Raw genomic sequence first — 18,132 nt, forward strand, 5'->3', positions numbered from 1 at the left:
CTATGAGTAAAGGGAACTGGAAAAAGACATTTAATGCTTTGTTGTCGGTAAGTTTAGTGACAAGTTTCATATTGCCTTCACTGTCAACACCTGTAAAAGCTGCAACTACTTCGACGGATTTAATTATTTCTGAGTATATTGAAGGAAGTGGTTTTAACAAAGCAGTTGAAATTTACAATGGTACCGGTGCTACAGTTAATTTAAATGACTATACGTTAGAGCTTCATATTAATGGAGCTGCGGCGGCAGCTCAAAAAGTGGAATTGGTAGGAACTTTGGAAAATAACGATACGTATGTTGTATATCATAAAGATGCAAATACGGCTATAAAGAGTAATGGGGATCTTGAAAACTCTTCTGTTGTTAATTTTAATGGTGATGATCCAATTGTTTTAAAAAAATCTAGTGAAATCGTTGATTCGATCGGACAAGTTGGTTCACAAATTAAATTTGGAGAGAACATGACACTTGTACGGAAGAGCTCCGTAACGACTGGGGACAAGATTATCAATGATACCTTTAATAGAGATGCAGAGTGGTCAACTTATCCAATTGATACAACTGAGTATTTAGGCTCTCATACAATGGGGGATACTCCAGTAGAGCCTGGAGAACCAGGAAATCCAGGGGAAAATACAGTCATTTCAATTGCTGATGCACATGCTAAAGCAATGGGAGAAACTGTAATGATTAAAGGTATCGTCGCTGCAAAGTTAAAGAATACTATTTCAGTTCAAGATGCGACTGGTGGTATTGCAGTTCGTCCGGTAAGTTTAAATGCAGTGGTTGGAGATGAAGTTACATTAACAGGTAAATTAGCAGATTATCGTGGATTGCTTCAATTAGATGGAGCAACCATTGTAGAAAATAAGGAAAATGTAGGAGAACCTCAACCAAAAGTAATTACAGGTGCAGATGTTAAGGAAGAAAACGAATCACAACTTGTGACAGTGAAGAACGTTTCACTTACCACAGTACAAGATGGAGGTAGTTGGGCAAACTTTACTGGGAATGATGGAACAGAATTCATCGTACGGGACGAAACGAATGCTCTAGGTTTAACAGCCAATACGAAATATGAGTCTATTACAGGGATTGTTCAACAATTCGATAATGACTACCAAATTATCCCGCGTTCTACAACAGATATCGTTGTTGATAGTACAACATTAGCGCCTGCTGTCGCTACTCCAGGAAGTGGGACATATGTTAAAGATACAGCTGTCACTTTATCTACAACTAGTGCAAATGCAGAGATGTATTACACGCTAGATGGTACTGATCCAACTATTACTAGTACCAAATATGAAAAGCCAATCCAAATTACTAAAACTACAACACTTAAAGCCATTGTGAAAGATCAAGATGGTAAATTAAGTGAAGTGTCGACTTTCAATTATACAATCGCAGATCGGTTTGAAATTCATGATATTCAAGGAGATAAACATGTTACTCCATTTAATAATCAAATTGTGGAGGGTATTGAAGGTGTTGTAACTTATTCATTTAAGCTAGGCACTGCAAATTATTATTCGATCCAAACGCCAGATGATATGGCGGATAACAATCCGAATACATCAGAAGCTATTTTACTTTATAGCGGTAACAAAGCTTGGCCGATCAAAGTGGGTGATTTAGTATCTGTTACAGGAAAAGTAAGTGAATATGCATACGATGGATATAGTGATCGTCAAGATACAGACTTGAAAACAACTCAAATAAATGTTCGTGATGATCAGGGTGGAAAGGTTACAGTCATTAAAAGCGGTATTAAGCTGCCAGCGCCAATCACTATTGATGAGGATAAGATGTCATTAAAAGCAATCGATAGTGATAATTTATCCGTTTTTAATCCAACAGTAGATGCAATTGACTTCTGGGAAAGTATTGAGGGTATGCGTGTACAAATCGGAAACGTGAAAGCTGTAGCTCCACAAGATAATGGTGACTTGGTGACGGTTCTTGAAAGTGCAAAAACAAATTCACTTCACGGCGGAGTTTTATTTGAGGAAAAGAACCAAAATCCAAATCGTATCCAATTCCGTTTAGAGCCAAATGGAACTGCACGTGATTTTGAAGTAGCGACAGGAGATCGATTTAATGGTCCGATTACGGGTATAGTTGGTTATTCATATCAAAACTTTAAAATTTATGCTTCTTTAGAGGAAATGAAAGCAGCACATAAAAAAGGAAATGCAACACCTGAAAAAACAACGATTGTCAAAGCAGATGACAAGTTAACGGTTGCTTCCTATAACTTGGAAAACTTCTCTAATAATAAGACATCAACTTCTGATAGCAAAGCTAGTAAATTAGCTAGAGCAATTGGTATTGATATGCAGAGCCCTGATATCGTTGGTGTGACTGAAGTACAAGATAATAATGGTGAAACTGCAGGAGATAGCAAGGCAGATCAAAGTTATGCAAGATTGATTACAGCTATAAAAGCTGCAAGTGGTGTGGAATATAAATATGTAAACATTGACCCAGTAAACAATCAAGATGGTGGAGCGCCAAATGCTAATATACGTGTCGGATTCTTATATAATCCAAGTCGTGTGACATTAACTCAGGGGAATCCACAAGGGGATGCAGCGACTGCAGTAGGTTATGAAAATGGAAAGCTTACGTTGAATCCAGGTCGAATTGATCCAACAAATGAGGCATTTAATAGTAGTCGTAAACCATTAGCAGCACAATTTAATTTCCAAGGTGAGAATGTAGTGGTCATTGCAAACCATTGGAATTCTAAATCAGGTGACACACCATTATTTGGTTCTATTCAACCACCTGTTTATAAAAGTGAAATTCAACGTAAAAAAATTGCACAAATTGTTTCAAATTTTATAAATGATATTAAGGCAAAAAATCCAAAAGAAAATATTATTTCTCTTGGGGATTTCAATGATTACCAATTTACTGAATCTCTAAAAATTCATGAAGGTAAGAATATGACCAATATGATTAATAAAGTAGAAGAATCCGATCGTTACACATATCTTTACCAAGGGAATTCCCAAGTGTTAGATCATATTCTAGTTTCTAACAACTTAGCAAGCAAAACCGCAATTGATATCCTTCATATCAATGCTGATTTTACAGATATGGCTGGTCGGGCAAGTGATCATGACCCTGTTTTGGTACAAGTAGATTTCGATGAAGAATCAGAAGTTGAACCAGTGAAACCAGAAAAAACGTATGATTTGGTTAATTTTAAAACAAAGAAATTGACTATTACGAAACCAAGTGTTGCCGTAAATTTAGATGGGGCATCTATCATCACAGAAGGTGTCTTATTAAAAAGTAATTATGCAGAACTGAATGGTGCTGGATTCAAAACAACAAAAGTCATAATAGCCCCTAACAAAGAAGGGACTATAATAGATTTAAAAGGTACAGAAATGAAAGAGATAATTATTGATGGACAAAACGTTAGCGAAATAAGAGGTGCAGAAAATATTCAAAGCATTGAGTTTATTAACGGTGCCAAAGCAGAACAAATTAAATTTACAAATACAAAAGGGGAACCCATTGAGGTTCCTTCTTTCCCTTCTGAAAATAAAGCACCAGTTGTAACGAGTAAAATTCCAAACAAAACGTTAAAGACTGGGGAAATTGTGTCGGTGTTACTTACAGACCACTTCTCTGATCCTGATGGTGACAAACTAACATTCACTGCAACAAAAGGTACTGTCAATCAAGCGACTGCCACGTTGACACTTTCACTTGAAGAAGGAAGCTATATTATTGGTGTTACAGCTACTGATGGTAAAAAAGAAGTAACAACCAATTTCTCAGTAACAGTTACTGCAGCCGATGTTCCAACTGACGATTATTATAAAGACGCAATGGGGAAAACTGGTCAAGCTTTAAAAACAGCATTACATGACATTATAGATGAGCATAAACAATTGACTTACGACCAAGCATGGGAAGCGTTAAGAGAAACAGATGAAGATCCAAATAACTCAAATAATGTGATTTTGTTTTATTCAGGAGAATCACGCTCTAAAACCCGTAACGGAGGAAATGTTGGTGACTGGAACCGAGAACATACATGGGCAAAATCACATGGAAACTTTGGTACAACTAAAGGTCCCGGTACAGATATCCACCATTTACGTCCAACTGACGTTAAAGTTAACAGTAGCCGAGGTAATCTAGATTTTGATAACGGCGGTAGTCCAGTTGCAGGGTGTAATGGTTGTTTTAAGACTTCTAATTCATTCGAACCACCTAATAGAGTAAAAGGTGACGTTGCCAGAATACTATTATATATGGCAACACGCTATGAACAAGGTGATAAAGTAGATCTCGAATTAAATGAAAAATTGAATAATGGAACTGCCCCATATCATGGCAAGCTTTCTGTATTGTTACAATGGCATTTACAAGATCCAGTTGATGAGTTTGAAATGAACCGAAATAATGTCATTCAAGAATGGCAAGGCAACCGTAATCCATTCATTGATCATCCTGAATGGGTAAAGCTCATTTGGGGAACACAAAGCAACAGCAAAATAAGCACAGTCAACTTAGCATCTTAAGTACTACAGGTCAGTAAAATAACCGTTATATAGACATTTGTGTATATTTCTTTATGGATATTAATAAAACATAAATTATCTTGTGGAAGTTGATTTCTGCATTATTCAGAAATAATTTTTCTTCGATTTGCAGTTTTAGATGTATCTCTTAAAGGGGAAAATATATATAACTAAAACCATGTACTGACAATTGTCAGTACATGGTTTTAATTTTACATAGCAGTTAAATTTTTAGTCGCGTTATGGATGCGTTCAGAATTCTTCTGAATAGAATTTAGGTTTCCGTTTATATCTCGCACGCCTATAAATAATTCGTTATTCAGAAATTTTATAGTATTCATAAGTCCAACAATTTTCTCGAAGGATGAATCTGTTGCTAAAACTTGAGTACAAGATTCATCAACAAGATGCTGTAATTTTTGTGAAGTCATTTTTTTAGTGCTTCTTGATGGTGCTTTTCATAGGCTTCTAATACAATTTGTTGTTCAAAGTTAATAATTTTGCCTATAGCATTAATAATTTTGAGTTGTTCCTCATGATTAAAATGAGTCTGTTGTACAATTGAGAAAAAGCCATTGAGTAAATCTTGGAAAGCACTCTTATACCACTTAGGTTCGAGCCCAACTTTTGCATGGACAAAAGCAATTATTAACGTTTTATCAAAAATCTTCATCAATGTGTCCATTGAACATTGATGAAATATGTCCCTTCAAAGCAGTTCTTAAACTGCTAATGGAACTGTTTTGATTATTTTTGATTAATATTTTTACCTAATGAATTTTCTTTTTCGAGATTTTCATAAAACTTTGCTACAATGGATTCAATGTTTTTGACTAGAGTAGGTTTCATAATGCGTAAAGTAGCTATTAGTTAGCTGAATCATATCCATCTGTATATAAATGGATCGGTTGAGCGAATTAGATATAACGATGTTATAAAGTTCTTGAAAAACTAATATTTCTAGAGATGTATTTATAGGCTTTGACTTTCTTGTGAGAAAAGACAATTTACTCGCTCCTTTAACATTGTAATAAGAATGGTATAAAGTTTTTCCATTGTATATGAAAGTAAAAACGAAAGAAGTGAATAGTTGATATGAAAGTCCTTGGAATTAATGGAAATTACCCTCAGGATTGGGTGCGAGTCTTCAATCATATTACAAATTTGTTTTTTGAGGATTCGAAAGTTTCGAAAACGGATAAAGACACTGATTTAAATGTTTATTTTGAATGGCATATAGACGCCAATCATACAGTAACAACAACCGCTGAATTACATTCAGATGGTGAAACGTATATAAGTAAATTTGTTCAAGAGTACGCTGATGAAGCTAATGAAAAGGAACAAAACATTCGACTGAAGAGAGCATTATCTCATGTACTTTTAGACACACTTGAAAAACTGACGGGTATTCACCAGAAATGGGGTATCTTAACGGGTATACGTCCTACAAAGCTGTATCATAAATTTAGAAAAAGTGGATTAACTGATTTAGAAATTCATACTAAGTTAAAAGAAGAATTTAGACTATCAGATGAAAAAATAACTCTAATGAAAAAAATAGTAGATCGTCAGCTCACGACTATTCCAGATTTAGATACAATAGGTAATGAAGTGAGTATTTATATTGGTATTCCATTTTGTCCTACAAAATGTGCTTACTGTACATTCCCTGCGTATGCTATCCATCGTAAAAATGGCCGAGTAGAGTCGTTCTTAGATGGGCTTCATATTGAGATTCGTGAAATGGGGAAATGGTTAAAGGAACGTGATATGAAAATTACATCTATTTATTGGGGTGGAGGAACACCAACATCTATAGAAGCTGATGAGATGGATGCATTATATCAAACGATGTATGATTCATTTCCACACGCTGAATCAATTCGTGAAGTGACCGTGGAGGCAGGACGGCCAGATACAATTACGCCTGCAAAATTAGAAGTCTTGAAAAAATGGGGAATTGACCGTATTAGTGTCAATCCACAATCCTACACAGATGAAACGTTAAAGGCGATTGGACGTCACCATACAGTTCAGGAGACTATTGATAAGTTCTGGCTTTCTCGTAATATGGGAATGAATAATATTAATATGGATTTAATTATAGGCTTACCAAATGAAGGTCTAGAAGAATTTGAGAATTCACTAGTTGAAACAGAAAAAATGCAACCGGAATCACTAACTGTTCATACATTATCATTTAAACGTGCTTCAGAAATGACACATAACAAACAGAAATATAAAGTTGCGGACCGTGAAACAGCTGAGAAAATGATGCATCGTGCTCATGAATGGACTACAGATAATAACTATGAGCCGTATTACTTATATCGTCAAAAAAATATTTTAGGGAATCTTGAAAACGTTGGATATTCTAAAAAAGGTGAAGAAAGTATATATAATATCGTGATTATGGAAGAAGTTCAAACGATTATAGGACTTGGTTGTGGAGCTTCAAGTAAATTCGTTAATGCAGAAACAGGGAAGATTACACAATTCCATAATCCTAAAGATCCTGCAGCTTATATTATGACATTTGAAGATGCTATTGATAAAAAGCTAGAAATTCTTGATGAACTATATAAAGAAGAACCTAAATTAATATAAAAAAATAGGTGAACATCTCTAATCAAGTGATGTTCACCTATTTTTTATTTATTTCTTAACCAAAGGGCGATTTGAAGAATGATTGCCTCTTGGAATATGGCAGGATTATAACCGGTTATTTCATGGATTTGATTTAAGCGATATGTCAGTGTATGTCGGTGAATACCTAATTCTTCAGAACAAACTGTGAGTTGTTGATTATGTGAAAAATAGACAACCAACGTATGTATAAGTTTATTATTTAAATCTTTTAATGTACGATTCGTGAAGAGCAAAGCTTCCTGAGAATCACTTTTTTTTAGCAAAGAAAAAACTTCAACTTCTTCAAAAAAGTTGATCGTTTTTGTTTTGTCACCGTACTCAATGGCGTTTCTTGCTGTTTCATAAGAGTTAAATACTTTTTCTAATGTTTGAACTGGTTGACCGATGCCTATTTTAACAATGAAATATTTTTTTACTTGAGTTAACAACAGCGTTAGTTTGTCTACAATCGCTTTAGCATCCATACCAGATAATAAAATGAAATGCTCATTTAATTGATATCTACCAAAGATGACAGATTCATGGATGAAAAAATCCTCCATATGTTCGACAAAAGATTGGTATGCTGTTAGTTTTGGTTCGATGTCCAATGTAATTCCATAAAAGGGCGGTGCATGAAAGAAGCCAATTTTAGATAAACGTTCTTTCATTACTTTTTGCAAAGGCTGTTGAGTCATCAAATCTTCGAAAATAGTTTCACGCAATTTACGTTTCCATTCGCTTTGTGAGGCTATAAGTGCTTGGTGCACCATCATTTCAGTTGTTAACTGAACAAGCGGGGCCCATTCTGCAATATCATCTGGATTACCAGTAATACCAATTACACCTACAAGCTCATTTTGAAAGAAGATGGGTAAGTTAATACCAGGCTTTGCATTTTGAAAAAGATGAGCGTTTTCCTCTGTAATAATGAGCGTTTTTTCTGTTTCCGCAACAATTCTAGCCCCTCCATGTATACTTTCTACACGTAACCGATCTCCTGAAGCCAAAATTCTACCATTTGTATGTACAACGTTTATATTACGGTGCAAACGTAGCATGGTCTGTTCTACTATTTGGTTTGCTAATTGTTTTGAGATCATAATTTTCCTCCGAAGTGTATAAAAACTAGTTGTTATAATACAGGGAATTTATACGTTAAGTATAATGTAAAATACTAAATTTATCACTATAATTATTGTAAGCGTTTTATTTTAGGGGGGATTGTTGTGAAAATCGTTGTTAGTCCTGATTCTTTTAAGGGTTCACTTACAGCTATAGATGCCGCAAAAGCAATGGTAGCTGCTATTCATGAAATAGATCCAGAAATTGAAACTGTACTATTACCTGTAGCAGATGGGGGGGAGGGAACACTAGAGCCACTAGTGGAAGCTACAAATGGCCAAATTATTAGTGTAAAGGTACAAGATCCAATAGGTCGACTTGTTGAAGCTGAATACGGCATTTTAGGGGATGGAGTGACTTGTGTCATTGAAATGGCAAAGGCGTCTGGTTTAACACTTTTGACGAATGACGAAAGAAATCCACTTATCGCTTCAACTTATGGAACTGGACAGTTAATCCGTCATGCATTAAATGCTGGGTTCCGTAAATTCATTATTGGTATTGGGGGAAGTGCTACTAACGATGGCGGTACTGGTATGCTTAATGCACTTGGTATGAGGTTTTTAGATGTTGAAGGAAAGGAATTAGAACTTGGTGCAGAAGCACTTAGTACGCTACATAAAATTGATAATTCCTCTTTCGATGAACGCATAAAAGTATCTGAGTTTGTTATCGCATGTGACGTTGATAATCCATTTGTTGGGACAAATGGGGCGACTACTATTTTTGGACCACAAAAAGGGGTAACACCAGAAATGGTGCAACGAATTGATCATAATTTAACGATATTAGCAAATAAAATCGAAGCTATGACAGGTGTTGCACTGCATGATGAACCCGGTGCAGGCGCTGCAGGCGGACTAGGTGGAGCGTTTTTAGCATTTTTTTCAGTAGTATTAAAACCAGGGATTGAAGTCGTTATGAAAGCAATTGATTTTCATGGTGAAACTTTAGGAGCATCATTGATTATAACTGGAGAGGGAAAATCAGATTCTCAAACACTTTCGGGGAAAGCACCCATCGGCATCGCAAATGCAGCAAAAAAATTGCAAATACCAGTTGCCTTAATTTCGGGTTATGTTGATGAGGATAGTCGCGCACAGCTATCTGAACATTTCTTAGCAATCGTAAGCGTAGCAAATGAAACAGTAACACAGCAAGAATCAATTCAAAATGCAGCGATTCATTTAAGAAGGAGGACGTTTGAAACGGTGCAACAAATCATAAAAGAAATATAGGGTGTAATACAGATTATTTCTAGTAATTTTTTTAGGTATTCTCTTTATCTTACTTAAGATTATTTTCTGTCTTATAAAATTTAATGGTATATAGATATTGGAATAAAAAAGATTAATCATGAATAGCGCCGCCAGTGAATATGTTAATGAAAGAGAATTATCACTAAAGGTGGTGTAGCTATGAATGAGGAAGAAGTAAAGAGTCTACTATTAGAGTTGCAAAGTGGTCAGAAGAGTTGGGCAGAAGTGGCTGAGCATCGTTATGTGTTTTCGATGATGGAGCATATTGGGTCAATAGATGTAGAACTTCGTGATGACTTAATTTATCAAGCATTTTGGAGACTAATTCATAACAGGCATTTATCAAACGAGCTAATGATAGATATGCTTAATACTGCTCTAAGTGACATTTATTTATTTGATGAAATTGGTGGAAATGGTGTGGATAGTGTATTTAAACGCTCCTACACAGCATTATTAATTGCTTTACTATTAAATCAAGATTTACAGCATCCATTTTTGACAGAAGAAATGATTGGAAAAGTGAAGGACAAGTTAGTTACATATTTAGATTTGGAAGAAGATATAAGGGGCTATGTTACAGATAAGGGGTGGGCTCATAGTGTTGTAAATACTGCATATGCAGTTGATGAATTAGTAAAGAACCCAAAATTAAAAGTAGCAGATTATGATGAAATCTTTCAGTCATTAGTGAATAAAATTTTTACTTCAAAAGCAGTGTATCTTTCGAGTGAGGATGAGCGAGTAATCATGCCCATACTTACGATGCTTGAAAATGGATTATCTATTGATATAGCAAAAGGATTTTTTGAGAGGATTCCTCCTTTTTTAGCCAAACAAAAAGAGAAAGCATCTACTAAAAAGTTTGTTATTCTACAAGCCAATTGCAAGATGTTTTTAAAAAGCTTCTATTATATAGCGTCTACAGATAAAAAGTATGCTTTTATCGAAAGAAAGATTGAACGCTGTTTGACAGAAATTAGTTGAGTAATTTTTCATGTAGTAGTTTGTATTGTATTTTAAGTAGAATAAAAACTGCATAAATGGTTTGAACAGAAAGCTACTACCTTACATGAACATTTTTCTTATGTGAGATAAAATGCCCATAAGTAAGCGAATACTATCAAAATTAATATAATTAACCTAAAATGCCTACCTGTAATATGGTACAATTATTGAGAAATATATGTTCGGAAGGTAGGGAGTTATGGATTTCAAAGTTTTACTAGCAGGCGGAATAATCGCTAGTACATTAGTGATTTCAGGCTGCTCATCTGGTGAGATAGCAGAGAATAAACAGCAAGATAAAAGTGACGTTGCAGTAAATCGAGACTTAATGAATATCGAAATAAAAGTCCCAGCTTCATTTTATGAAGGTGAAGATATAGATGCAATTATTGCAGATGCAAAGGAAAAAAAGAAATATATAAAAGTTGAAAAGAACGGTGATGGTTCTGTGACCTACATTATGTCACATGAGCAGCACGATACTTTGATGAAGGAAATGAAGGAGAATACAGCTTCAAATGTAAAAGAAATTGAAGAAGATTCGGAAATACCTTCAGTTCTTAAAATTAGCTATAACAGTAATTTCTCTGAGTATATAGTAACAGTAGATAAAAAAGAGTTTGAAAATAGCTTCGATGGTTTTGCGGTATTCTCTTTAGGGATTGCGAGTATGTTCTATCAAGTCTTTGACGGAACAGCCGAGGAAGATTTGAAGGTTACTGTCAAAATGAAAGATGCTAAAAATGGTAAAATATTTAATGAAACAATTTATCCAGATGCATTAGATGATATCGGTGAAGAAAATTGAAACCCTTTATAATAGGTCATTAGCAAAGAATTTCAAGCTAATGATCTTTTTGTATTATTGAGATGGAAATGTCGACTTATTTTGAAGAATTCTCATTGGATGTAGTTTGAAATATGCTAGGATAGTAATAATACATAAACTTTTTTTGTGAAAAGGGAGACGATTATTTTGACGATTCGAACGGTAATATTTGATTTAGATGATACTTTACTTTGGGATAAGAAAAGTATTGCGACTGCATTTGAACTTACTTGTAAAAAGGCAGCAGATCAAGTGACTGTAAATCCTTTTGAGCTTGAAGAAACAGTGAGAGAAGCCGCACGTAATTTCTATGCATCTTATCCTACATATGAATATACACAAATGATTGGCATTAACCCATTTGAAGGTCTTTGGGGGACATTTGATGATCCAACAGATGAATTTCAACAATTAAAAAGAGTAGTTTCAACTTATCGTAAAGATTCTTGGACAATAGGTTTAGCTAAATTAGGTATAGATAATGAGGAACTTGGTGCAGAATTAGGGGATTATTTTATCGATGCGCGTAAGCAAAGTCCTTATGTTTATGAAGAAACATTTGAAGTACTGGATACATTAAAAGGGAAATTTAAATTAATTTTATTAACAAACGGTTCACCTAGTTTACAGCACACAAAATTGGAAATCACACCTGAAATCGCTCCTTACTTTGATCATATTGTTATTTCTGGTGATTTTGGTCGTGGCAAACCGGATGCTTCTATTTTTGAACATGTCTTAAAAGTTGCTAACATTCAAGCGGATGAAGCTATTATGGTTGGTGATAATTTGATGACCGACATTTTAGGCTCATCGCGTGTTAATATGCGTTCAGCTTGGATTAATCGTGAAGAAAAAACACCAATCGAAGGCGTTACACCAAACTATGAGATTAAATCATTACGTGAATTAATACCTCTAATTAAAACAATCTAATACTTCAAAAAAGCTGTCTATATTTTATATTAGACAGCTTTTTTGAAGTCCTTTTTAAATAAACAAGTAAAAAAACAACCTGATCCTTTAAAGGATCAGGTTGTTTTTGAGTTACATGTGAAGTGATTAAATAAGATATAGGAACAAGTGTATCTATGTTTTAAATGTGGATTTCTTTAAAGTAAGAAGTTCAGTTGCAGCCGCTAGACTCTCGGATCGTCTCAGTCTCTCGGCACAAGACAAAAAGCGTCTTGTGTGCGAGCCCTCCAACGACCTCGCAGCTGGACGAGCGCCTTCAGCATTAAGAATATCCAGCTTCAGGCGCTAGCGGCTCGGGTCGTTTCAGTTGGGCGCACAAAGTCAAAGAGCGACTTTGGCTTCCGTCTTCCAACGACCTCGCAGCTAGACGAGCGTCTTCAGCATTTATTATAAATCAATAGTTTTCGCGTCAAAGATGTTGTCTTGTGCTTTTAGGAAGTCTACGTTTTCGATGTGATTATCTACTGATAACATCATGATGGCATCTCCACCTTGGTTTGAACGACCAACTTGCATTGTTGCGATGTTGATATTTTTTTCTGCTAATAGTGTTCCAACACGGCCAATGGCACCTGGTTTATCAGTATGTTTGATAAATAGTAAGTGGCCTTCTGGTACTACATCGATTACATAATCATCTACTTTTACTATACGAGCACCAAGGCCGTTTAATAGAGTTCCTGTTACTTTATGCGTTTCAGTAGCAGTAACTAATTCCACAGCGATTGAGTTTAAGAAGCCCTTTGCTGTAGTAGTTTTATGTTCGTTAATTTTAATTGTGTTACGTTCCGCTAAGTAACGAGCATTTACGTTATTTACGTGGTTACCTAAATTACGTTTTAATAATCCTTTAATAGTATTATTTGTTAATGGACGAACGTCGAAGTTAGCTAACTCACCAGCGTAGTATAGATTGATCTCTTCAACTGCCGCATCTGATAGGCGAGACACGAAAGCACCTAATTTTTCACCAAGATCGAAGAAAGGCTCGATTTTAGCAATAATGTCTTTAGGAATAGAAGGCATGTTTACTGGATTACGAACTGTACCAATGTTGAAGTAGCTTAAGATATCATGACTTACGTCAACTGCAACTGATTCTTGTGCTTCAATAGTCGATGCGCCTAAGTGTGGTGTTGCAATGACTTGTGGTAATTTTAACAGGCGGTTTCCTACAAATGGTTCTTCCTCCATTACGTCAAGAGCAGCACCAGCTACTTTACCTTCAACGATTGCATCATAGAGGGCTATTTCATCAATGATTCCACCACGAGCACAGTTGATGATACGAACGCCGTCTTTCATTAATGAAAAGATTTCTTTGTTGATCATATGTTTTGTTTCTTTTAATAGGGGTGTATGGACTGTGATAAAGTCAGCTACTTTAACTACATCTTCAACTGAACCGAAGTCTACTCCTAGTTTTTCAGCTTTTTCAGCAGTTAAGAATGGGTCGTAAGCAATAACATCCATGCGATTACCTTTTGCACGGTGCGCCACTTCTTGCCCGATACGTCCGAAACCGATAACACCTAATGTTTTATTTTTTAATTCAACGCCTACGAATTTTTTTCGATCCCAGCGACCCTCTTGTAATGACATATGTGCATGTGGGATATGACGAGCAAGAGCCATAATCATTGCAGTTGTATGTTCAGCAGCAGAGTTAGTATTACCATCTGGTGCATTTACTACGATTATTCCCTTTTCTGTAGCAGCATCAAGGTCTATGTTATCTACGCCAACACCAGCACGGCCGATTAATTTTAAATTATCAGCAGCTTCTATGATGTCACGAGTAACCTTTGTTTGGCTACGAACTAATAATACATCGAAGTCTTTAATTTTAGCTTTTAACTCGTCTGGAGTTAAGCCAGTATCAATAACGATATTTAAATCTAATTTTCTTTCTTGGCGAAGAGGGTAAATACCATCTTCGCTTAGTGGATCACTGATTAAAATGTTAATAGCCATAATTAGTTGTTCGCTCCTTCAAGATAAACTTTTTGTGCTGCTGCTATACCTTTTCCAAGCTCAATCTCTTTACCAACTTTAACAAGTGCAATTTCGATTGCTGCCAATGTTTGTAGAACATCTGTTGGTGCACAGTAGCCCATATGACCAACACGGAAGATTTGCCCTTTTAAGTGTTGTTGACCGCCTGCTACAGATAGATTGAAATCAGTTTTTAGTACTTTACGGAATGCTTCAGCATCAAAATCAACTGGTTTCACTGCTGTTACTGTTGGAGAAGCATCAGCATCTGTTGTAAATAATGGAATATCGAGTGCTTTAAATGCTGCACGTGTCATATCACGCATTAATGCATGGCGTTTATATACTTCTTCAAATCCTTCAGCTTCAAGGTTTTTAAGTACTTGTTCAAGACCAAATAGTAAAGATAAAGCAGGTGTGAACGGCGTTGTATCTTTTTCTAAGTTGTCGCGGTATTTTGTTAAGTCTAAGTAGAAGCCCTTTTTAGGGTTAGCTTCGATGACTTTCCAAGCGCGATCACTCACACCGATAAAGTTTAAGCCTGCAGGAAGCATAAATGCTTTTTGTGAACCGGTTACTAGAACATCAATACCCCATTCGTCCATTTTTGTTTCAATGCCGCCCATGCAAGATACACCATCAACGATTACTAGCGCTTCAGATACTTCATGAACTGCTTTTGCTAATTCGTCAACTGGGTTGATAACACCTGTTGATGTTTCACAATAAGTAGAGAATACAGCAGTAATATCTTGGTGTTCTTTTAAGTAATCTTTTACTGCAGTTGGATTTAACGATGTGCCCCATTCAACTGCAAATTCTTCAACATCAATTTGATATGCTTGGCAAATTTTTGTGAAACGTTGACCGAATACACCAGTTGTTACGACTAACACTTTATCACCAGGTTTTACAACATTAACGATTGCAGCTTCTAAACCAGATGTACCGCTACCTGTAATCATAAGAACATCTTGTTCTGTACCGAATACTTTTTTCAAACCCGGTTTAATGTTTTGGATCATTTTAGATGTTTCTGAACCTCGGTGACCAATCATAGGCTGTGCCATAGCGCGCTCTACGCTTGGTGGAATTGGAGTTGGACCTGGAATTCTTAATAATTGATAATCTTGTAACATGTTAAATCTCCTCTCTTATTTGAAAAACAATTAAAGTATTTGAAAATATAAAAAGCCTTCCGTCCCTTACATAAGATTATGTAAGGGGCGAAAGGCTAAATTAACAGACGCGGTACCACCCTTGGGTTACTGTCCACTCTAAAAGGACAGTCTTTGCTATATGCGTAACGTGCATGATTCGTATAGGCATACTTTGGAATGTTCAACCTATCTATTCGGGAGTGGAACCTGCCGCTGAAACCGCTAATTTTCACCAACCATTAGCTCTCTAAAGATTTCAAAATCGGGAAGCATGTCTCCGTCATTATATTTTTGCTGTGTTTTAAATTTAAATCAATATTAATGCTATATTCGGGTAATGTCAACATTGTTTTGAAAAATTAATATAAAATCGATTTAAATGAGGTATAAATTAACCTAAAACCGAATAAATTATAAATATAATAAAGAAAAAGTTCGTGTTACTGGAGAGGACATATTGATGTGAGAAATTGTGTTTTTGGAACTGATTATAGTGGGGATTCATTTTAATATGGCGAAGTCATTTTTTTATAAATCTTTACAGAATGCATATTCTAGAAGATTTATGATAGTAGTGTAATAAAGTGAAGCGTTTTCATGAAAAGACATGTCTTTTTAAATTATTGTTCAAAAATAGTGAACTATAGTTTGAAAATTAATTTCTGAAATAGTCAATCGTTCGGAATAGAGTTAATAAAGAAAATCATGAAACTTATAAAATAGGGTGATAGAAACAGCGGATTTATAAAATGATTCTTGACTTTAGTTTTTTGGAATTCTAATTTCTAAGCAATATCTATTGTAAATAGAGGTGTTTAAACATTAGGTGAAGAAATACAATGAAACGAAATATTATTTACTTTATCAGTGGGGGAGGGTGAGAATTATGACTTATGATGTAATAGTCATAGGAGCAGGATTGGCTGGACTCGTTGCTACAGCAGAATTATCGGATCAAGGAAAGAAAGTATTATTACTTGATCAAGAGCCAAAAGCTTCTCTTGGCGGTCAAGCTTGGTGGTCTTTTGGTGGATTATTTCTTGTTGATTCACCGGAACAAAGGCGACTTGGTGTAGAGGATTCAAAAGATTTAGCCTGGAGAGATTGGCTAGGCTTTGCAAAGTTTGACAGAGAGAAAGACGAAGATTACTGGGCTATAAAATGGGCAAAAGCGTATGTTGATTTTGCATCAGGGGAGAAACGCGAATGGTTGCATAGTTTAGGTATAAGATTTTTTCCTGTTGTAGGGTGGGCAGAACGTCAAGGTAACTCAGTTCCTCGCTTTCATATAACATGGGGAACTGGCCCCGGGTTAGTGAAGCCATTTGAGAAGAAGTTAAGGGCCGCTATTAAAGCTGGGCTCGTAGACTATAAACCACGTCATCAAGTAGATGAATTGATAACTTCTATAAATGCTGTAACTGGAGTAAGGGGAAAGATTTTAGTACCTAGTAGTGCTAAACGTGGAGAAGAAAGTGCACGAGATTCAATAGGCGATTTTGAATATAAAGCGAAAGCAACCATTGTCACGAGTGGTGGAATTGGGGCCAATATCGAGTTGGTACGCAAAAATTGGCCCCAACGTTTAGGGAAGGCTCCTGAACGAATGATTTCTGGAGTACCCGCACATGTAGATGGGAGAATGTTAGGCATTTCTGAACGTGTGGGAGGTCGCATCGTCAACAAAGATAGAATGTGGCATTATACAGAAGGAATTCAAAATTGGAATCCCATTTGGAATAACCATGGAATTCGTATTCTACCAGGTCCGTCATCACTTTGGTTAGATGCTGAGGGGAACCGTTTTAAGGCTCCGAATTTCCCGGGTTTTGATACCCTTGGTACGTTGGAAGCTATTCAAAAAACAGGCTATGATTATTCATGGTTTATATTGACAGAGAAGATTATTGAAAAGGAATTTGCATTGTCAGGTTCAGAGCAAAATCCAGATTTAACTGAGAAAAGTGTAAGGAAAGTGCTCCAACGTATATTACCTGGTCCGACAAAACCTGTAAAAGCATTTATGGAGAATGGAGCAGATTTTGTGGTAGCTAATAATTTAAGAGAATTAGTGGATGGTATGAATAAAATTGCAGGAAATGATCTAATCCAGTATGAACATATTGAAGAACAAATTAAAGAACGAGATGACGAGATAAAAAAGAAATTTACGATGGATTTGCAAGCAAAGGCAATTCAAGGAGCTAGAAATTATATAGGGGATAAAGTCGTTCGTGTTGCTAAACCACATAAACTATTAGACGCCAGTAAGGGGCCGTTGATAGCGGTGCGGCTAAATATTCTAACACGTAAAACATTAGGCGGTTTACAGACAGATTTAGATGGCCAAGTATTAGATGAATCGATGAAGCCGATTGAAGGGTTGTATGCCGCTGGGGAAGTGGCTGGATTTGGTGGCGGAGGCGTTCATGGCTATAGAGCATTAGAAGGGACCTTTTTAGGGAGCTGCTTATTTAGCGGTAGACAGGCAGGGCGTGGAGTTTTGAAAGATATAAAAAATAATAATTTTTCAAAAAATAAAGGTGTTCTGGAGGAAGTAGAGAATATTACTATATGAATAACTGTTCATTTTTAAACAAAGG

At 35.8% G+C, this 18,132-nt stretch carries 11 protein-coding genes and 1 other annotated feature; of the genes, 7 read left to right on the forward strand and 4 right to left on the reverse strand.

All coding sequences use genetic code 11. The features are described from left to right. Positions 1-2: 2 nt before the first annotated feature. Positions 3-4,547 (forward strand): endonuclease, encoded by a 4,545-nt coding sequence (locus MKY02_RS03230; protein WP_038189039.1) that lies wholly within the window; start codon positions 3-5, stop codon positions 4,545-4,547. A gap of 427 nt (positions 4,548-4,974) precedes the next feature. Here MKY02_RS03230 and MKY02_RS03235 read toward each other — a convergent pair whose 3' ends face one another. After that, positions 4,975-5,232 (reverse strand): protoglobin domain-containing protein, encoded by a 258-nt coding sequence (locus tag MKY02_RS03235; RefSeq protein WP_038189037.1) that lies wholly within the window; start codon positions 5,230-5,232, stop codon positions 4,975-4,977. Between the two features lie 410 nt (positions 5,233-5,642). Between MKY02_RS03235 and MKY02_RS03240 the strand changes: the two genes are divergently transcribed. Then, entirely contained in the window at positions 5,643-7,157 is a 1,515-nt protein-coding gene (locus tag MKY02_RS03240) for a coproporphyrinogen III oxidase (protein WP_038189036.1), read from the forward strand. Positions 7,158-7,201: 44 nt separating this feature from the next. Here MKY02_RS03240 and MKY02_RS03245 read toward each other — a convergent pair whose 3' ends face one another. Continuing rightward, a complete protein-coding gene (locus tag MKY02_RS03245; protein ID WP_340710601.1) occupies positions 7,202-8,281 on the reverse strand; it encodes a CdaR family transcriptional regulator in 1,080 nt (359 codons plus the stop codon). A gap of 126 nt (positions 8,282-8,407) precedes the next feature. On the opposite strand from MKY02_RS03245, the gene MKY02_RS03250 reads away from it, so the two are divergent. From MKY02_RS03250 to MKY02_RS03265, 4 genes are all read left to right on the forward strand, one after another. Further along, positions 8,408-9,541: a glycerate kinase gene (locus MKY02_RS03250; RefSeq protein WP_076034458.1), complete on the forward strand. Its 1,134-nt coding sequence runs from the start codon at positions 8,408-8,410 to the stop codon at positions 9,539-9,541. Positions 9,542-9,721: 180 nt separating this feature from the next. Continuing rightward, complete coding sequence (locus MKY02_RS03255; protein WP_340710604.1) at positions 9,722-10,549, forward strand: DUF2785 domain-containing protein; 828 nt, start codon at positions 9,722-9,724, stop codon at positions 10,547-10,549. A gap of 220 nt (positions 10,550-10,769) precedes the next feature. Further along, positions 10,770-11,378 carry a hypothetical protein gene (locus MKY02_RS03260; RefSeq protein WP_340710606.1) on the forward strand — a complete coding sequence of 203 codons (609 nt, stop codon included), beginning with the start codon at positions 10,770-10,772 and terminating at the stop codon, positions 11,376-11,378. Positions 11,379-11,546: 168 nt separating this feature from the next. Beyond that, positions 11,547-12,335 carry an HAD family hydrolase gene (locus tag MKY02_RS03265; RefSeq protein WP_340710609.1) on the forward strand — a complete coding sequence of 263 codons (789 nt, stop codon included), beginning with the start codon at positions 11,547-11,549 and terminating at the stop codon, positions 12,333-12,335. A 426-nt stretch (positions 12,336-12,761) separates the two neighbouring features. Here MKY02_RS03265 and serA read toward each other — a convergent pair whose 3' ends face one another. Both serA and MKY02_RS03275 read right to left on the reverse strand, forming a co-directional pair. Continuing rightward, entirely contained in the window at positions 12,762-14,348 is a 1,587-nt protein-coding gene (gene serA / locus MKY02_RS03270) for a phosphoglycerate dehydrogenase (RefSeq protein ID WP_076034461.1), read from the reverse strand. Positions 14,349-14,350: 2 nt separating this feature from the next. Next, on the reverse strand, positions 14,351-15,508 hold the full coding sequence (locus tag MKY02_RS03275) for a pyridoxal-phosphate-dependent aminotransferase family protein (protein ID WP_340710612.1): 1,158 nt from the start codon (positions 15,506-15,508) through the stop codon (positions 14,351-14,353). 80 nt (positions 15,509-15,588) lie between these two features. Further along, positions 15,589-15,822: a binding site (T-box leader), on the reverse strand. 593 nt (positions 15,823-16,415) lie between these two features. Between MKY02_RS03275 and MKY02_RS03280 the strand changes: the two genes are divergently transcribed. Then, positions 16,416-18,107, forward strand: a complete 1,692-nt coding sequence (locus MKY02_RS03280; protein WP_076034463.1) for an FAD-binding dehydrogenase — start codon at positions 16,416-16,418, stop codon at positions 18,105-18,107. Positions 18,108-18,132 lie beyond the last annotated feature (25 nt).

This window comes from Viridibacillus sp. FSL R5-0888 (assembly GCF_038009105.1).
Classification (GTDB): domain Bacteria; phylum Bacillota; class Bacilli; order Bacillales_A; family Planococcaceae; genus Viridibacillus; species Viridibacillus arenosi.

What these genes read in the sequence shown, in the direction of transcription:
- MKY02_RS03230 (WP_038189039.1), top strand. Translation starts at nt 3, where the DNA reads ATGAGTAAAGGGAACTGGAAAAAGACATTTAATGCTTTGTTGTCGGTA.
- MKY02_RS03235 (WP_038189037.1), bottom strand. Translation starts at nt 5,232, where the DNA reads ATGGACACATTGATGAAGATTTTTGATAAAACGTTAATAATTGCTTTT.
- MKY02_RS03240 (WP_038189036.1), top strand. Translation starts at nt 5,643, where the DNA reads ATGAAAGTCCTTGGAATTAATGGAAATTACCCTCAGGATTGGGTGCGA.
- MKY02_RS03245 (WP_340710601.1), bottom strand. Translation starts at nt 8,281, where the DNA reads ATGATCTCAAAACAATTAGCAAACCAAATAGTAGAACAGACCATGCTA.
- MKY02_RS03255 (WP_340710604.1), top strand. Translation starts at nt 9,722, where the DNA reads ATGAATGAGGAAGAAGTAAAGAGTCTACTATTAGAGTTGCAAAGTGGT.
- MKY02_RS03260 (WP_340710606.1), top strand. Translation starts at nt 10,770, where the DNA reads ATGGATTTCAAAGTTTTACTAGCAGGCGGAATAATCGCTAGTACATTA.
- serA (WP_076034461.1), bottom strand. Translation starts at nt 14,348, where the DNA reads ATGGCTATTAACATTTTAATCAGTGATCCACTAAGCGAAGATGGTATT.
- MKY02_RS03275 (WP_340710612.1), bottom strand. Translation starts at nt 15,508, where the DNA reads ATGTTACAAGATTATCAATTATTAAGAATTCCAGGTCCAACTCCAATT.
- MKY02_RS03280 (WP_076034463.1), top strand. Translation starts at nt 16,416, where the DNA reads ATGACTTATGATGTAATAGTCATAGGAGCAGGATTGGCTGGACTCGTT.